The organism is Sphingobium sp. FG11, assembly GCF_057809915.1.
Genome location: NZ_JBMDKW010000005.1, coordinates 107,169 through 121,322, shown reverse-complemented (window position 1 = coordinate 121,322; position 14,154 = coordinate 107,169). Strand labels below are relative to the sequence as shown.

Here is a 14,154-nt window from a genome sequence, read left to right as displayed (position 1 = left end):
GGCCCGATCATGCGACCCGATCCCGAATATGGCAAGCGCGATGGCGCCGACGCGGCCACGCTGGCGCTGCTCGCGCTTGGCTGGACGCTCGCGGACGAACGCCGCGCCGACCGTCTGCTGGCGCTGACCGGGCTGGATGCGCAGGCGCTGCGCGACGGGATCGACAATCCGGCGGTGCTGGGCGAAGTGCTGGCGTTCCTGGCCGATCACGAGCCGGACCTGATCGCCTGCGCCGACGCGATCGATTCGACGCCGACGGCGCTGATCGCCGCGCGACAGGAACTGACCCGATGACCCGCCCGCTCATCATCACCGATTGCGACGAAGTGCTGCTGCATATGGTCGTTCCCTTTCGTAGCTGGCTCGATGAAGCGCATGGCGTGCATTTCGATTTTCGCATGCAGGGCTTTGGCGACGCGCTGCGGCACAAGGATAGCGGCCTGACGGTCGAGCGGGACCTGGTGTGGAAGCTGCTCGTCGCCTTTTTCGACACCGAGATGGCGCGTCAGACGCCGATCGCCGGCGCGATCGAGGCGATGCACCGGCTGAGCGCAATCGCCGACATCGTCGTGCTGACCAATATCGGCGAGGACCATGCGCAGGGGCGGGTGGAGCAACTGGCGAACCACGGCCTGCATGTCCCGGTTTTCTGGAACAGGGGCGGCAAGGGACCGCAACTGGCGCGGATCGTCGACGAGCGTCAGCCGTCGGTGGCGCTGTTCATCGACGATATTGCGGAAAATCACGAATCGGTCGCGCAGCATGCGCCATCGGTGTGGCGGCTGCATCTGATCGGCGAACCCGAAATCGCCGAAAATATGCCCCCCTGCCCCGACGCGCATGCACGGATCGACCAATGGGCGCAGGCGGAACGCTGGATCGTCGAGCGGCTGGCCGAAGGGCCGGCGCAGCCGGACGCGCCCACCTTATCTTCCCATACCGATGGAGCCATCCCATGAGCATCGACGCCCACCTTGCCGAACTCGGCATCACCCTGCCCGCACCGGCTGCGCCCGTGGCCACCTATGTTCCCTTTGTCGAGGCGAACGGCCTGCTGCATATTTCCGGCCAGATTTCGCTCAGCGACGGGGCGTTGATGACCGGCCGGCTCGGCGAGGATCGCGATCTGGACTATGGAGTCCGGGCGGCCCGCGCCTGTGCGCTCAACCTGATCGCGCAGATTAAGGCCGCGCTCGGCGACCTTGACCGGGTCGAGCGGATCGTGAAGCTCGGCGCCTTCATCAGCAGCGCGCCGGGCTTCACCGACCAGCCCAAGGTCGCCAATGGCGCGTCGGACCTGATGGTCGAGATTTTTGGCGATGCAGGCCGTCACGCCAGAAGCGCAGTGGGCGTGCCGGTGCTGCCGCTGGGCGCGGTGGTGGAAATCGATGCGGTCGTGCTTGTCCGGCCGTCCTGAGGCGGCGCGCGCGTTTCTGACGACGCGACCGTTCGCGCATCGCGGGCTGCATGGGCAGGGGCGAAGCGAAAACGGGATGATGGCGTTCGACGCGGCGTTCGCCGCCGGGTTCGGCATCGAATGCGACGTGCGGCTGAGCCGCGATGGCCAGGCGATCGCCTTTCATGACGCCACGCTGGACCGCCTGATGGACAGGCCCGAGCGGGTGCGTGACCTGTCGGCGGCGCAACTGGGCGCGATTCCGTTGCCGGATGGCAGCGCGCCGCCGCGACTGGCGGCGCTGCTCGATCGGTGCGGTGGCGTGACCCCGCTGCTGGTGGAGATCAAGGCCGACGAGCGGTGGGCGGGACCGTTATGTGCGGCGGTGGCGGCGGACCTTCGCCGGCATCCCGGTGCGCCCGTTGCCATCATGTCGTTCAACCCGCTCGTGCCGTTCTGGTTCGCGTGGCATGCGCCGCAGGTGGTGCGCGGACTGGTGGTGACGCAGCGGAATAAGGGGAAATGGCGGGGTCGCGTGTCGCGCGCTCTTGCACTTTGGCTGTCGAGGCCCGATTTTCTGGCCTGTGACATTCGCGACCTGCCCTCCCCCTTCGCCCGCGCCTTCCGCCGCCGGGGATTGCCGGTGCTGAGCTGGACGGTGCGCAGTGCGGCGGACCGGGCGACCGCAGCGGATCATGCCGACCAGATCATCTTCGAGCAGGCGCATGACTGACGTGGTGGCGCGGATCGCGGCGGGTGTCGCCGATGTGCCCCGCGCGCAGTGGGACGCCTGTGCGGGCGATGGCAATCCGTTCGTCAGCTGGGATTTCCTGGCCGCGCTCGAACAATCGGGTAGCGTCGGGCCGGGGACTGGCTGGCAACCGCTGCCGCTGCTGATCGACGGAGCGGATGGCGCGCTCGCCGCCGCTGCGCCACTCTATGCCAAGACCCACAGCCAGGGCGAATATGTGTTCGACCACGGCTGGGCCGATGCGTGGGAGCGCGCGGGCGGGCGCTATTATCCCAAGCTTCAGATCGCGTCGCCCTTTTCCCCCGTGCCCGGCCCGCGCCTCCTGTTGCGCGACCCGGCGCTCGCGCCCGCGCTGATCGCCGGGGTCGAGACGCTGGTGGAGCGCAATAATCTGTCGTCGGCGCACGCGACCTTCATCGCGGAAAGCCAGATCCCCCTGTTCGAGGCGGCGGGCTGGCTGATCCGCGAGGATAGCCAGTTCCACTGGACCAATGGCGGCTATCGCGATTTCGGCGATTTCCTCGACGCGCTGTCCAGCGCCAAGCGCAAGACGATCCGCAAGGAAAGGGCGCGGGCGGTTGAGGGGCTGGAGATCGTCCATCTGACCGGCGCGGCGCTCACCGAAGCGCATTGGGACGCCTTCTGGCATTTCTATCAGGATACGGGCGCGCGCAAATGGGGGCAGCCCTATCTGACCCGAGCCTTCTTCTCGCTGATCGGCGAAACCATGGCCGACCGGGTACTGCTGATCCTGGCGCAGCGCGACGGGCGACCGATCGCCGGGGCGCTCAACATGATCGGCGTGGATGCGCTTTATGGGCGCTATTGGGGGTGCAGCGAAGAGGTGCCCAACCTGCATTTCGAGCTGTGCTATTATCAGGCGATCGATGTCGCCATCGCGCTGGGGCTGAAGAGGGTGGAGGCCGGTGCGCAGGGCAGCCATAAGCTCGCGCGGGGCTATGCGCCCCAGCCGACATGGTCGGCGCATCATATTCCCGATCCGGGGTTTCGCCGCGCCGTCGGGGATTTTCTCGCCGCTGAGCGGGCCAGCGTGCAGAATGACCGCGAATGGCTGGTCGAGCGGACGCCGTTCAGGAAAAGCAGCCAGTAATGAACGTCAGGCGGCGCCTCTGTGCGTAGCGGCGAGGATCGCACGCGCCTGTTTCTGCGCTTCGGCGATTTCGCGCGCGGTCATTTCCCCGGCGATCTCCGCCCGCATCGTCTGGCCATGCTCGCAACCGCCAAGCGCCGCGAGATTGAACCATTTATGCGCCTCGACCAGATCGATCGGCATGCCGCCCGTACCGCAGCTATAGGCCACGCCCCGGTCGAAGCATGCCTCCGCTGAACCATAATCCGCGCCGGAGAATCGACTCTCCATCAGAAACTGCGCGCTCTTGCTCCCATTCGCCATGACGAACCCCCCTGTATGGATTTCGACTTTATGGATTTCGACAGGAAACAGGGTGGACCGCAGCGCGCTAAAAAATGGTTAACGCGATCGCGACAAATTTCGCCCGCGCTGGAGACATTACCGGCGACGGCAGGGTTAATGCCGTCAGCGCCCCTCCTCTGGCGGGTCCAGTTTAAGGGTGGCGCGGCATGGCGAATCTGCCCATAGCGGCGGCATGTCCGATCCTGCCTCCACCCCGCATTCCCCCGTCCGGGACATTCACTTTCGCGAATTCGTGCTGCTGTGCGCTTGCCTGATGGCGATGAACGCGCTGTCGGTCGATCCGATGCTTCCCGCGTTGCCGGACATCGCCCGCGATCTGCGCATTCCCCATCCCAACGACCGGCAGCTGATCATCAGCCTCTATTTTGTGGGGCTGGGCGTTGGATCGTTACTGTTCGGCGTGCTTTCCGACAGGTTCGGGCGCAAGCGGGTGATGGGCAGCGCCATGGTCCTGTTTATCCTGTCCTCCATCGCCTGCGCCAGCGCGCACAGCTTCACCATGCTGCTGGCGGGGCGCCTGTGCGCCGGGTTTTTCGCCGGCGCGAGCCGGGTCATCACCGTCAGCATCGTGCGCGATCGCTTCAGGGGCGATGCGATGGCGCGGGTCATGTCGCTGATCTTTTCCGTCTTCATCCTGATCCCGGTGTTCGCGCCAAGTTTTGGCCAGTTCATCCTGTGGTTCGCGCCGTGGCGCTGGATTTTCTGGGCGCTGGCGATACTGGCGACGATGATCCTGTCATGGATGCTGTTGCGCCTGCCTGAAACCTTGTCGGCCGAAAACCGGCTGCCGATAAGCGCCCGCGCGATTCTGGGAACGGTGAAGCGTATCTTCATCATCCGCGAATCGATCGGCTATATGGTGGCGAGCGGCATCGTGATGTCGTGCATCATCGCCTTCATCCTGTCGGTGCAGCAGATTTTCTTCGATATCTTCCACGCCCAGCGCTATTTCCCGCTGGCCTTTGCGGTGATGGCGGGCAGCATGGGGGTCGGCGCCCTCATCAACAGCCGCCTCGTGTCGCGGTTTGGCGCGCGGCGATTGAGTCAGGGCGCGCTTTGCGGGCTGATCATGCTGGCGCTGCTGCATCTCGGCGTGATCGCCGCGGGTTGGGAAAGCGTTGGCAGCTTCATCCTGTTCCAGGCGCTGATCCTGATGACCTTCTCGTTCACCGGCTCCAATTTCAGCTCGATCTCGATGGAGCCGTTCGGGCGGGGGGCAGGGGTGGCATCGTCGTTCCAGTCGTTCCTCACCACCGCTGTGTCCAGCGTGCTGGGCGGGATGGTGGGGATGGCGTTCGACGGCACCACCATCCCGCTGACATTGGGGCTGCTGTGCTTTGGTTCGAGCGCGCTGCTTGTGCTCGTCTGGACAGAACGGGGGCGGATGTTCACCCGACCCCGTCGCGACGCGCTGCGCGATCCCGAATTCGAAACCGTCGCCTGAATGCAAAAGGGGCGGCCATCGAACCGCCCCCTTATTGAGTTCAGGCGTCGCGGCCGCCCGGCGTCGGCGCTCCGGGCAGTGGCGGCACCGGAACGGGCGGCGTGCCCGCATCCTGCTCATGCGTTTCGATCAGGCCGCGCCCGACATGGCTCTTGCGATAGCCATAGAGGAAATAGATGACGAGGCCGATACCACCCCAGAGCGGCAGCACCAGCATCGCGTCCACCGGCAGGTTGAAGAACAGGAAGAGGCACCCGGCTCCCGCCAGCGGAGCCACGACGAAGATCGCCGGGGTGCGGAACGGGCGGTGGCGCGTCGGGTCCTTGATCCGCAGCACCAACACGGCGACCGCCACCATGAAGAAGGCGAACAGGGTGCCCGAATTGGAGATGTCGGCCAGTTGCCCGACCGGCAGCAACGCAGCCCCGATCGCCACGAATACGCCTGTTACCAGCGTGACGATATGGGGGGTTTTCCACTTGGGATGAATGCTGGCGAGCTTTTCGGGCAGCAGGCCGTCGCGCGCCATGACGAAGAAGATGCGGGTCTGGCCGAACATCATCATCAGGATGACGGAAGGCAGCGCGAGGTTGGCCGCAAGGCCGAGTGCGTTGCCGACGAGCGGCCAGTTGATGACGCGCAGAACATGGGCCAGCGCCTCGTTGGAACAGACCAGGCTCTCGGCATAGGCCGGCGTGGCGCAGGCGGCGACGAAGCCGGCCGAACCCGGCTGGACCACCGAACCGTCAAGACCGACGACCGGCTGCGCACCCATCGCACCGATCGCGCCCGCCGCCACCAGCAGATAGAAAATGGTACAGATGGTCAGGCTGCCGATCAGGCCGATCGGCACGTTGCGTTGCGGATTTTTGGTTTCCTCGGCGGCGGTCGACACCGCGTCGAAGCCCACATAGGCAAAGAAGATCGAGGCGGCGGCGCCTACCACGCCCATGCCGCTGGTGCCGGCGGGGCCGAACCAGCCCTGCGGTGTGAAGGGCGAGAAATTGCCGGTCTTGAGCACCGGCAGGGTCAGCGCGATGAACACGGTGAGCGCCGTCACCTTGATCGCCACCAGCACGGCGTTGACCCGTGCGCTTTCGGTCGTGCCGATCATCAGCAGCAAGGTGATGCCCAATGCGACCGCGATCGCCGGAATATTGATGACGCCCGCGCTGAAATCCGCATGGGGCATGAAACCGTTCATGGTCCAGACCGGCCCCGACGCCAGCGCTCGGGGCAATTCCAGCCCCGTCACGCTTTTGAGCAGGCCCATGAAATAGCCGGACCAGCCCACCGAAACCGCGCTCGCGGCCACGGCATATTCGAGGATCAGCGCCCATCCCACCATCCAGGCGAGCAGTTCGCCCACGACCGCATAGGTATAGGTATAGGCCGACCCCGAAACCGGCACCATCGATGCGAGTTCGGAATAGCACAGGGCCGCGATGGCGCAGACGGCGCCCGCGATGACGAAGCTCCACATCATGCCCGGCCCGGCCTTTTGCGCGGCCGCCGAAGTGAGCACGAAGATGCCGGTGCCGATCACCGCGCCGATGCCGAGCAGGGTGAGCTGGACCGGACCCAGCGTGCGCGCCAGCGACTTTTTCGCCGCTGTCGCCAATATCGCGTCCAGCGGCTTGATGCGCCCGAAGATCATGAATGGAGCCCCTTGTCTGTTTTTGCGTGAGGCGGGATGCCGACCGGCGCATCCCGTCTTGCCATGGTGCGGGAGACTATCGCCTAATCCGGCGCGCGCAAGTATGTTGCGTCACCGGGCGACGCCCGCGTCGATGCCGGAAACAGGAGCCAGGATGATCGAATTGTTGCAGGCCGGGGCGCTGGCCGATGTGCCGCATGGCTTTGCCGGGCGGCGCGGCGGCGTTTCGACCGGGGTGCATGCGGGATTGAACGTCGGGCTGGGATCGACAGACGATCGCGAGGCGATAGTGCGCAACCGCGAAATGGCGCGCGATGCGCTGTTGCCGGGCGCGTCTCTTGTGACCGTGCGGCAGGTGCATTCCGCCGATGTCGTCACGGTGGAGGAGGCGATCGCCGAGGAGGCCCGCCCGGCGGCGGATGCCATGGTGACGGCGCGGCCGGGGCTGGTGCTGGGTATCTTGACCGCCGATTGCGTGCCCGTCCTCTTTGCCGACCCTGTGGCGGGCGTGGTGGGTGCGGCCCATGCAGGCTGGAAGGGCGCTCTGGCGGGCGTGACGGACAATAGTATCGCCGCGATGGAGGCGCTCGGCGCGGTGCGGGCGCGGATCGTCTGCGCGATCGGCCCCTGTATCGGCCGGTCCTCCTATGAGGTGGACACCGATTTCGCCGAACGGTTCGAGCGCGACGATCCCGATAATGGCCGCTTCTTCGCGGCGGGCCGCGCCGGACATTGCCGCTTCGACATTGCCGGCTACGTCGCGTCCCGGCTGCGCGGCGCGGGGATCGAACAGATCGCCTTGCTGGACGAGGACACCTATACCCAGCCAGAACGGTTCTTCAGCTATCGCCGGTCCTGCCATCGCGGCGAACCCGATTATGGCCGGCAGATTTCCATGATTGCCATCAGGTAAACCGCTCCTCTCGGCTTTTTTGCACTGCCGCATAAAAGCGCTTGTGCTGCGCCGCAAAACGATTAGGCTTTGCATCGCTCGCACAACAAGGTGCAAGCCTTGGTCGCGCGTTTTCCAACGATGGAAAGGCGCGATGCCTGCGCAGACGCCAGGCCGAACGGCAATGTCGCCGCCCGAACCGATCCGCCAGATCGCTGTTCGAGGCGGCTTTTTCTTGTCCAGAATCCGGGATCACGCCGGCCGATATTCAACGATTCCAAAAGGGGGAAGCTATGCATTACAAATTCTTATCCGCGATCGGCATTTCGGCCATCGCGCTGACCGCAGCGCAACCGGCCAGCGCCGACGGCTTCAAGCTCAAGCCCATCATCGATGCGCGATTGCGGTATGAGGGCGTCGATCAGGACGGTCTGGCGAAGGATGCGGACGCGCTGACGATGCGGATGCGCAGCGGCGTGGAAGCCACCAGCGGGCCTTTCTCCGTGCTTGTCGAGGCCGAAGCCACCCTCGCCCTGTCCGAACATTATAATAGCGGCGTCAACGGCAAGGCGGCCTATCCGATCGTCGCCGATCCGGAAAATGTCGAGCTGAACCGCATCCAGATCCAGTATAAGGGCCTGCCCAAGACGGTCGTGACCATTGGCCGCCAGCGCATCAATCTCGACGATCAGCGCTTCGTCGGATCGGTCGGCTGGCGCCAGAATGAACAGACGTTCGACGCCGCCCGCATCGAATGGACCGGCATCAAGAATCTGAAGGCCGACGTCACCTATGCCTGGAGCCAGCGCACCATCTGGGGCGTGGACGGGTTCGGCACCCGGCAGCAGGCGGTCAGCGGCGACAATATTCTCGCCAACCTGTCCTGGAAGCTCAAGACCGGGACGATCACCGGCTTTGCCTATATCGTCGATCAGGATGAGGCTGCCGTCACCTATCTGGCCCAGCCCTTCAGCCTGTCGAGCCAGACCTATGGCGGTCGTGCCGCGTTCAGTGTGCCACTTTCGAAGGCGATCAAGCTCAACCTGCTCGCCAGCTATGCGCGCCAGTCCGACTATCATCGCAGCCGTATCAACTATGGAGCCGATTACTGGCTGGGCGAAATCGGCGTCTCGGCCAAGGGATGGACGTTGACGGGCGGCTATGAAGTGCTGGGCGCGGACGCCTCCGCCACCAACAAGGTGACCGGCGCGGCGGTTGTCGCCAGCCTCCAGACGCCGCTGGCGACGCTGCACAAGTTCAACGGCTGGGCCGACAAGTTCCTCGTCACTCCGCCCAACGGGCTGCGCGATGCCTATGGCAGCATCGGCTACACCTTGCCCAAAGTCGGCAAAATGGGACCGCTGGGGCTGTTGGTGAGCTATCATCGCTATGACAGCGACCGTCTGAGCATCGACTATGGCAGCGAGTGGAACGCGCAGGCGACGCTCAAAATCAACAAGAAGCTGTCGGCGCTGGTCAAATATGCCGATTATAATGCGGACGCTTTCGCGACGGATACGCGCAAGCTGTGGATGCAGATCGATTATTCGCTGTAAGGCGGTCCTCGATCTACTGAATGGGAGCGTGCGGCGTCTGCATGACGGCGCGCGCTCCCTTCAACATAGCCGCGCGCAGTCCGAATCGGGGTCTTATATCCATCAGGACAGTGCAGGAGACTGTGACCGGCATGATCCAGTCGCCCCTGCGATGCCGACCGCTGGGCGAAATAACATACTCATATTAATCGATAATTCGAACTTATAAGAATTTTTGCGGCGCATCATAAAGTCCCTTGTGCTGCGCAGCAAAATTTGTAAGCTTTGGTTCACCGCGCAACATGGCGCGGTCAGATTTACGCGCTTTCTCCAATGACGGAGCGAGACGTAAGCGACAGCTTTTAAGCGACGCCAATGGCAATGATGCCGCCCGAAGCGATCCAGTCGGATCGACGTTCGAGGCGGCTTTTTTATGTTCAAAATCCGGGGGGAATAATGGCCGACGATTCATCACATTTCGATGCTGCGATGCAGCGCAGGCGTTTCCTGACACTGGGAGGCACAGCGGCGACGTTTGCGGCCGCGACGGCGCTGCTGCCGAGCGGAGCGCTCGCGGCGGGAAGCGGACCGGAAGTCAAGGGCGCGAAGCTGGGTTTCATCGCGCTGACCGACGCAGCGCCGCTGATCGTGGCCAAGGAACTGGGCCTGTTCGCCAAATATGGCATGCCCGACGTACAGGTCATGAAGCAGGCCAGCTGGGCGGCGACGCGCGACAACCTCGTGCTGGGCGCTGACGGCGGCGGGATCGACGGCGCGCATATCCTGACGCCCATGCCCTATTTCCTGACCCTGGGCACCAACGGCAAGACCACGCCGATGAGCATCCTCGCCCGGCTGAACGTCAATGGCCAGGGCATTTCGGTGGAGAAGGAATATCTGTCCGCCAAGGCCGACATCAACGCCGCCAAGATGAAGGGCATCATCGCCAAGCGGAAGGCCGCAGGCAACAAGATCACCATGGCCATGACTTTTCCGGGCGGCACGCATGACATGTGGCTGCGCTACTGGCTGGCGGCTGGCGGGATCGATCCCGACAAGGATCTGGAACTTATCACCATCCCGCCGCCGCAGATGGTCGCCAATATGAAGGCGAACACGATGGAAGCCTTTTGCGTGGGCGAGCCATGGAATGACCAGCTGATCTCGCAGGGGCTGGGCTATACCGCCGTGTCGACGGGGCAGCTGTGGATGAACCACCCGGAAAAGAGCTTCGCGATGCGGAGCGACTGGGTCGCGAAATATCCCAATGCGGCGGTCGCGATCACCGCTGCGATCATCGACGCGCAGCGCTGGGCCGACAATCCGGCCAACAATGCCAAGCTCGCCGCGATGATCGGCGGTCGCGACTGGCTGAAGGTCGCGCCTGCCGACATTCAGGACCGGCTCGCCGGCACCTTCAACATGGGCGATGGCCGCATCATCAAGAATGCGCCGTTCAAGATGAAATTCTGGGCGTCCAACGCTTCCTTCCCCTTCAAGAGCCATGACCTGTGGTTCCTGGTCGAGAACAAGCGCTGGGGCAAATTGCCCGCCGCGCTCAACACCAATGCGGCGATCGCCAAGGTCAACCGATCCGACATCTGGCGCAAGGCGGCCGCGCTGGCGAAGGTGCCCGCCAACCAGATTCCGAAGGGCGACAGCCGCGGCGTCGAAAAATTCTTCGACGGCAAGGTTTTCAACCCCGGCAATCCCGCCGCCTATCTCGCCAGCCTCGCCATCAAGCGCTGAGCCGTCGCCAGGGAGGCTACGACCATGACCGCCACTTCCGTCCTTGCAACCCCGTTCATGGATGGCGCACCGCCGCCATCCCTGCACGCCCTGCCTGAAAGCGATCCTGCCATGCTGGCCTCCGCCGACCCTGTAACGCCATCAGCGCCGGTGATGTCCGAGACGGACGGACATCACCGACCGCTGCCCGCGCCCGCTTCAAGACCTTTGCAGGAGCGGGCGCGGGATTTTCTGGCCGCGATCCTGCCGACAATGCTGATGCTCGTGATATTGCTGGGCCTGTGGCAAGCCATTTGCGGCAACCCGGAATCGAGCCTGCCCAGCCCGTCGCGGGTCTGGACAGAAAGCCATGACGTCATCATGCATCCGTTGAAGGGCGTCACCTTCGACGCCAGCGGCCTGCATATCGAGGATGGCGGCGATGTGGGCGTCGCCGGCCATATCCTGACCAGTCTGGAGCGGGTCGCGATCGGCTACGGCCTGTCGGCGATCGTCGGCATCGCGCTCGGCATATTGATCGGCCAGAGCCTGTTCGCCTTTCGCGCCCTCGATCCGCTGTTTCAGGTGCTGCGCACCGTTCCCCCGCTCGCCTGGTTGCCGATCAGCCTCGCCATCTTTCAGCAGGCCGGGCCATCGGCGATCTTTCTGATCTTCATCACCGCCATCTGGCCCATCATCCTCAATACAGCGACGGGCGTTCAGAATATCCCCGAAACCTATCGCAATGTCGGCCGGGTACTGGCGCTCAGTCCGGTCAGCTATCTCTTCCGCATCATGCTGCCCGCGACAGTGCCCTATATGTTCACCGGCCTGCGCATTGGCGTGGGCATGAGCTGGCTCGCCATCGTCGCGGCGGAAATGGTGCAGGGCGGCACCGGCATCGGCTTCTTCATCTGGGACAGCTATAACAGCTCGCTCCTCACCGACACCATCGTCGCTCTCGTCTGGATCGGTCTGGTCGGCTTCAGCCTCGACCGCCTGGTCGGCTGGATCGGCCGTCGCGTCGCCCGCCAGGGTTGAAAGGAACACTCATGAAACAGCAGGCCTATCTCTCGCTCGAAGACATCGGCGTTGCCTTTCCCACCCGCAAGGGCGCGTTCACCGCGCTTCGGAATGTCGATCTTGCCATCGACAAGGGGCAGTTCGTGGCGCTGATCGGCCATTCGGGGTGTGGCAAGTCGACCTTGCTCAACATCATAGCCGGCCTCGTCAAGCCGACGCGCGGCGTCGTGCTGCTGGATGGCGGGGTGATCGACCGGCCCGGTCCCGACCGCGCCGTCATCTTTCAGGATCACAGCCTGTTGCCCTGGCTGACGGTGGAGGAAAATGTCCGCCTCGCCGTCGACCAGACGATGAAGGCGGCGGGCAAGGCGGAAAAGCGCGACTGGGTGCGGCATAATCTGGATCTGGTCCACATGGCCCATGCCGCGACCAAACGGCCGGGTGAGCTGTCCGGCGGCATGAAGCAGCGCGTCGGCATTGCCCGCGCCATCGCCATGCAGCCACGCGTGTTGCTGATGGACGAACCCTTCGGCGCACTGGACGCGCTGACCCGCGCCAGCTTGCAGGATGCGGTGATGGAGATTCAGGCCAAGCTCAACAATACAGTCGTCATGATTACCCACGACGTCGATGAAGCCGTGCTGCTGGCCGACCGGGTGGTGATGATGACCAACGGCCCTGCCGCGACCATCGGCGAGGACCTGGCTGTTACAATGCCGCGCCCCCGCAACCGCATAGAGGCGGCGGAGACGGTGGAATATCATCATGCGCGGCAGGCCGTGCTTCACTTCCTGCATCAGCGCTATTCCAACCCGGCCAATCAGGCGGCCTGAGATTCGTTCAGGCGGTCGATGAGCGACACGATGACGGCGCGGCTCGTCATCGACGCGTTGGTCACGGCGATCTGGCGAAGCGGTAAACCCGATGCGTTGCTGCACCACTTCGATCAGAACGGCCAGTATACCAGCGAGCAGTTCCAGCGGCTGATGGCTGACCATGGCGTCACCTGCCCGATGAGCCGGTCCGGCAACGTCTGGGACAATGCCTGTAATGGAGAGCTTCTACTCGTCATTGAAGAACGAACGCATCGACCGCAAATCTACCGGACGCGCAACCAAGCAAGGCAGGACGTGTTCGATATATCGAGCGCTTCTACAATCCCACATGCAGGCTCTCGACCTTGGACTATCTCAGCCCCATGGACTTCGAGAATCGGGCGAATGTAGCCTAAACGGGTGCCCATAGGACCGGCAGCAGTTCAGAACACCCTGTCCAAAAACCGGCATCGACGCGGTGGTCGTGGCGATCATCGATCGCGGCATGCTCCACAAGATTGCACGTGAATCCGGCCTGGAAGGCGCGGAAGGGCGCGAGCGGATCATCATTCTCGCACCATGGGAGGGGTTCCGCGACGATCTGCGCACCGCCGTCAACGCCATCACCGTCAGTCATCGTGCCGACCATGGCACGGCGTCCAAGGCGGGCTTGCCCAAGGGCAAGGACGCGACCGCAGGCCGCCTGCACAATGACACCGCCTATGGCTTTACCGGCGAAACCGACGCCAAGGGCAACAACATCGTCGTGCGCCGCGTGCCACTGTCCAGCTTCAAGAAGCTCGCTGATCTGGACCGCATTCGAGACGCCGATCTAAAGGCCGCGCTCTACCAGCATCTGAACGGGCTGGAAGGCAAGGCGTTTGAAAGAGCGGTGACGGATTTTCCTGATCGGGAATGGCACCCCTTTGCTGGCGTACGTCGTGTGCGCGTGACCGAAGCCTTGTCTGTCATCCCGATAAGCGACCGAAATGGACATATCTATAAGGGATATAAGGGCGACTCCAATTATCGTTACGATGTGTGGGAATTACCGGGTGGCAAGTGGGAGGCGGAAGTGGTTTCAACATTCGACGCGCACCAGCCGAGTTGGATATCGAAAATTCGTGATCTTAATCCGACCGCGCGCAAGGTTCTGAGCCTGCAGCAGAATGATGTCGTGGCCGCAACCAGCCCCGAACAGGAGCGGTTGTTGCTGCGCGTTGTAAAATTCGGCCAGGATGGCAGGCTTTACCTTGCCGAGCCGCAGGAAAGCGGCGCGCTTAAATCCAGAGATGCGGACAAGGGTGATCCCTTTTCCTATTTTTCCTTTTTCCCCGCCAAACAAAAGGCATGGTCTTTTCGCAAGGTTCGCATCGACGAAATAGGCCGCGTCCTCGACCCCGGTTTCCCCGCCCGCACCGCCCGTCGTAAGACGCGCAAGAACATCTGACCAAGGG

14 protein-coding genes and 1 pseudogene are annotated in these 14,154 nt (G+C 63.7%); 13 read left to right on the top strand and 2 right to left on the bottom strand.

What is annotated here, in order from left to right; translation table 11 throughout:
• The first annotated feature begins 9 nt into the window (after nucleotides 1-9).
• The 5 genes from ACODSN_RS06195 to ACODSN_RS06175 are packed head-to-tail and all read left to right on the top strand — an operon-like array spanning nucleotide 10 to nucleotide 3,258.
• On the top strand, nucleotides 10-294 hold the full coding sequence (locus ACODSN_RS06195; protein ID WP_489053959.1) for a DUF3572 family protein: 285 nt from the start codon (nucleotides 10-12) through the stop codon (nucleotides 292-294).
• Nucleotides 291-959 (top strand): HAD family hydrolase, encoded by a 669-nt coding sequence (locus tag ACODSN_RS06190; protein WP_489053958.1) that lies wholly within the window; start codon nucleotides 291-293, stop codon nucleotides 957-959. Before ACODSN_RS06195 ends, ACODSN_RS06190 begins: the two co-directional genes overlap by 4 nt.
• Nucleotides 956-1,417 (top strand): RidA family protein, encoded by a 462-nt coding sequence (locus ACODSN_RS06185; protein ID WP_489053956.1) that lies wholly within the window; start codon nucleotides 956-958, stop codon nucleotides 1,415-1,417. Before ACODSN_RS06190 ends, ACODSN_RS06185 begins: the two co-directional genes overlap by 4 nt.
• Nucleotides 1,401-2,129 (top strand): glycerophosphodiester phosphodiesterase family protein, encoded by a 729-nt coding sequence (locus ACODSN_RS06180; RefSeq protein ID WP_489053955.1) that lies wholly within the window; start codon nucleotides 1,401-1,403, stop codon nucleotides 2,127-2,129. The genes ACODSN_RS06185 and ACODSN_RS06180 overlap by 17 nt, the downstream gene beginning before the upstream one ends.
• A complete protein-coding gene (locus ACODSN_RS06175; protein WP_489053953.1) occupies nucleotides 2,122-3,258 on the top strand; it encodes a GNAT family N-acetyltransferase in 1,137 nt (378 codons plus the stop codon). Before ACODSN_RS06180 ends, ACODSN_RS06175 begins: the two co-directional genes overlap by 8 nt.
• 6 nt (nucleotides 3,259-3,264) lie before the next feature.
• Here ACODSN_RS06175 and ACODSN_RS06170 read toward each other — a convergent pair whose 3' ends face one another.
• Nucleotides 3,265-3,561, bottom strand: coding sequence for a hypothetical protein (locus ACODSN_RS06170; protein ID WP_489053952.1), 297 nt, complete (start codon nucleotides 3,559-3,561; stop codon nucleotides 3,265-3,267).
• Nucleotides 3,562-3,775: 214 nt separating this feature from the next.
• Between ACODSN_RS06170 and ACODSN_RS06165 the strand changes: the two genes are divergently transcribed.
• On the top strand, nucleotides 3,776-5,047 hold the full coding sequence (locus tag ACODSN_RS06165) for a multidrug effflux MFS transporter (RefSeq protein ID WP_489053950.1): 1,272 nt from the start codon (nucleotides 3,776-3,778) through the stop codon (nucleotides 5,045-5,047).
• Between the two features lie 40 nt (nucleotides 5,048-5,087).
• On the opposite strand, the gene ACODSN_RS06160 is transcribed toward ACODSN_RS06165, so the two are convergent.
• Entirely contained in the window at nucleotides 5,088-6,704 is a 1,617-nt protein-coding gene (locus ACODSN_RS06160; RefSeq protein WP_489053948.1) for an amino acid permease, read from the bottom strand.
• Nucleotides 6,705-6,858: 154 nt separating this feature from the next.
• On the opposite strand from ACODSN_RS06160, the gene pgeF reads away from it, so the two are divergent.
• The 7 genes and pseudogenes from pgeF to ACODSN_RS06125 all read left to right on the top strand — a co-directional run bounded on the left by pgeF (nucleotide 6,859) and on the right by ACODSN_RS06125 (nucleotide 14,147).
• The gene (pgeF, locus tag ACODSN_RS06155; RefSeq protein WP_489053947.1) at nucleotides 6,859-7,617 is read left to right on the top strand and encodes a peptidoglycan editing factor PgeF; all 759 of its coding nucleotides are present in this window, start codon (nucleotides 6,859-6,861) and stop codon (nucleotides 7,615-7,617) included.
• A gap of 272 nt (nucleotides 7,618-7,889) precedes the next feature.
• Nucleotides 7,890-9,152, top strand: coding sequence for an alginate export family protein (locus ACODSN_RS06150; RefSeq protein WP_489053946.1), 1,263 nt, complete (start codon nucleotides 7,890-7,892; stop codon nucleotides 9,150-9,152).
• A 435-nt stretch (nucleotides 9,153-9,587) separates the two neighbouring features.
• Nucleotides 9,588-10,880, top strand: a complete 1,293-nt coding sequence (locus tag ACODSN_RS06145; protein ID WP_489053945.1) for a CmpA/NrtA family ABC transporter substrate-binding protein — start codon at nucleotides 9,588-9,590, stop codon at nucleotides 10,878-10,880.
• Between the two features lie 24 nt (nucleotides 10,881-10,904).
• On the top strand, nucleotides 10,905-11,900 hold the full coding sequence (gene ntrB, locus ACODSN_RS06140) for a nitrate ABC transporter permease (RefSeq protein WP_489053943.1): 996 nt from the start codon (nucleotides 10,905-10,907) through the stop codon (nucleotides 11,898-11,900).
• A gap of 11 nt (nucleotides 11,901-11,911) precedes the next feature.
• Nucleotides 11,912-12,715 (top strand): ABC transporter ATP-binding protein, encoded by an 804-nt coding sequence (locus tag ACODSN_RS06135; RefSeq protein ID WP_489053942.1) that lies wholly within the window; start codon nucleotides 11,912-11,914, stop codon nucleotides 12,713-12,715.
• Nucleotides 12,716-12,730: 15 nt separating this feature from the next.
• A pseudogene (locus tag ACODSN_RS06130) lies at nucleotides 12,731-13,113 on the top strand (DDE-type integrase/transposase/recombinase); the annotation flags it as partial.
• Between the two features lie 68 nt (nucleotides 13,114-13,181).
• Nucleotides 13,182-14,147: a hypothetical protein gene (locus ACODSN_RS06125; protein ID WP_489053940.1), complete on the top strand. Its 966-nt coding sequence runs from the start codon at nucleotides 13,182-13,184 to the stop codon at nucleotides 14,145-14,147.
• The last annotated feature ends 7 nt before the right edge of the window (nucleotides 14,148-14,154 follow it).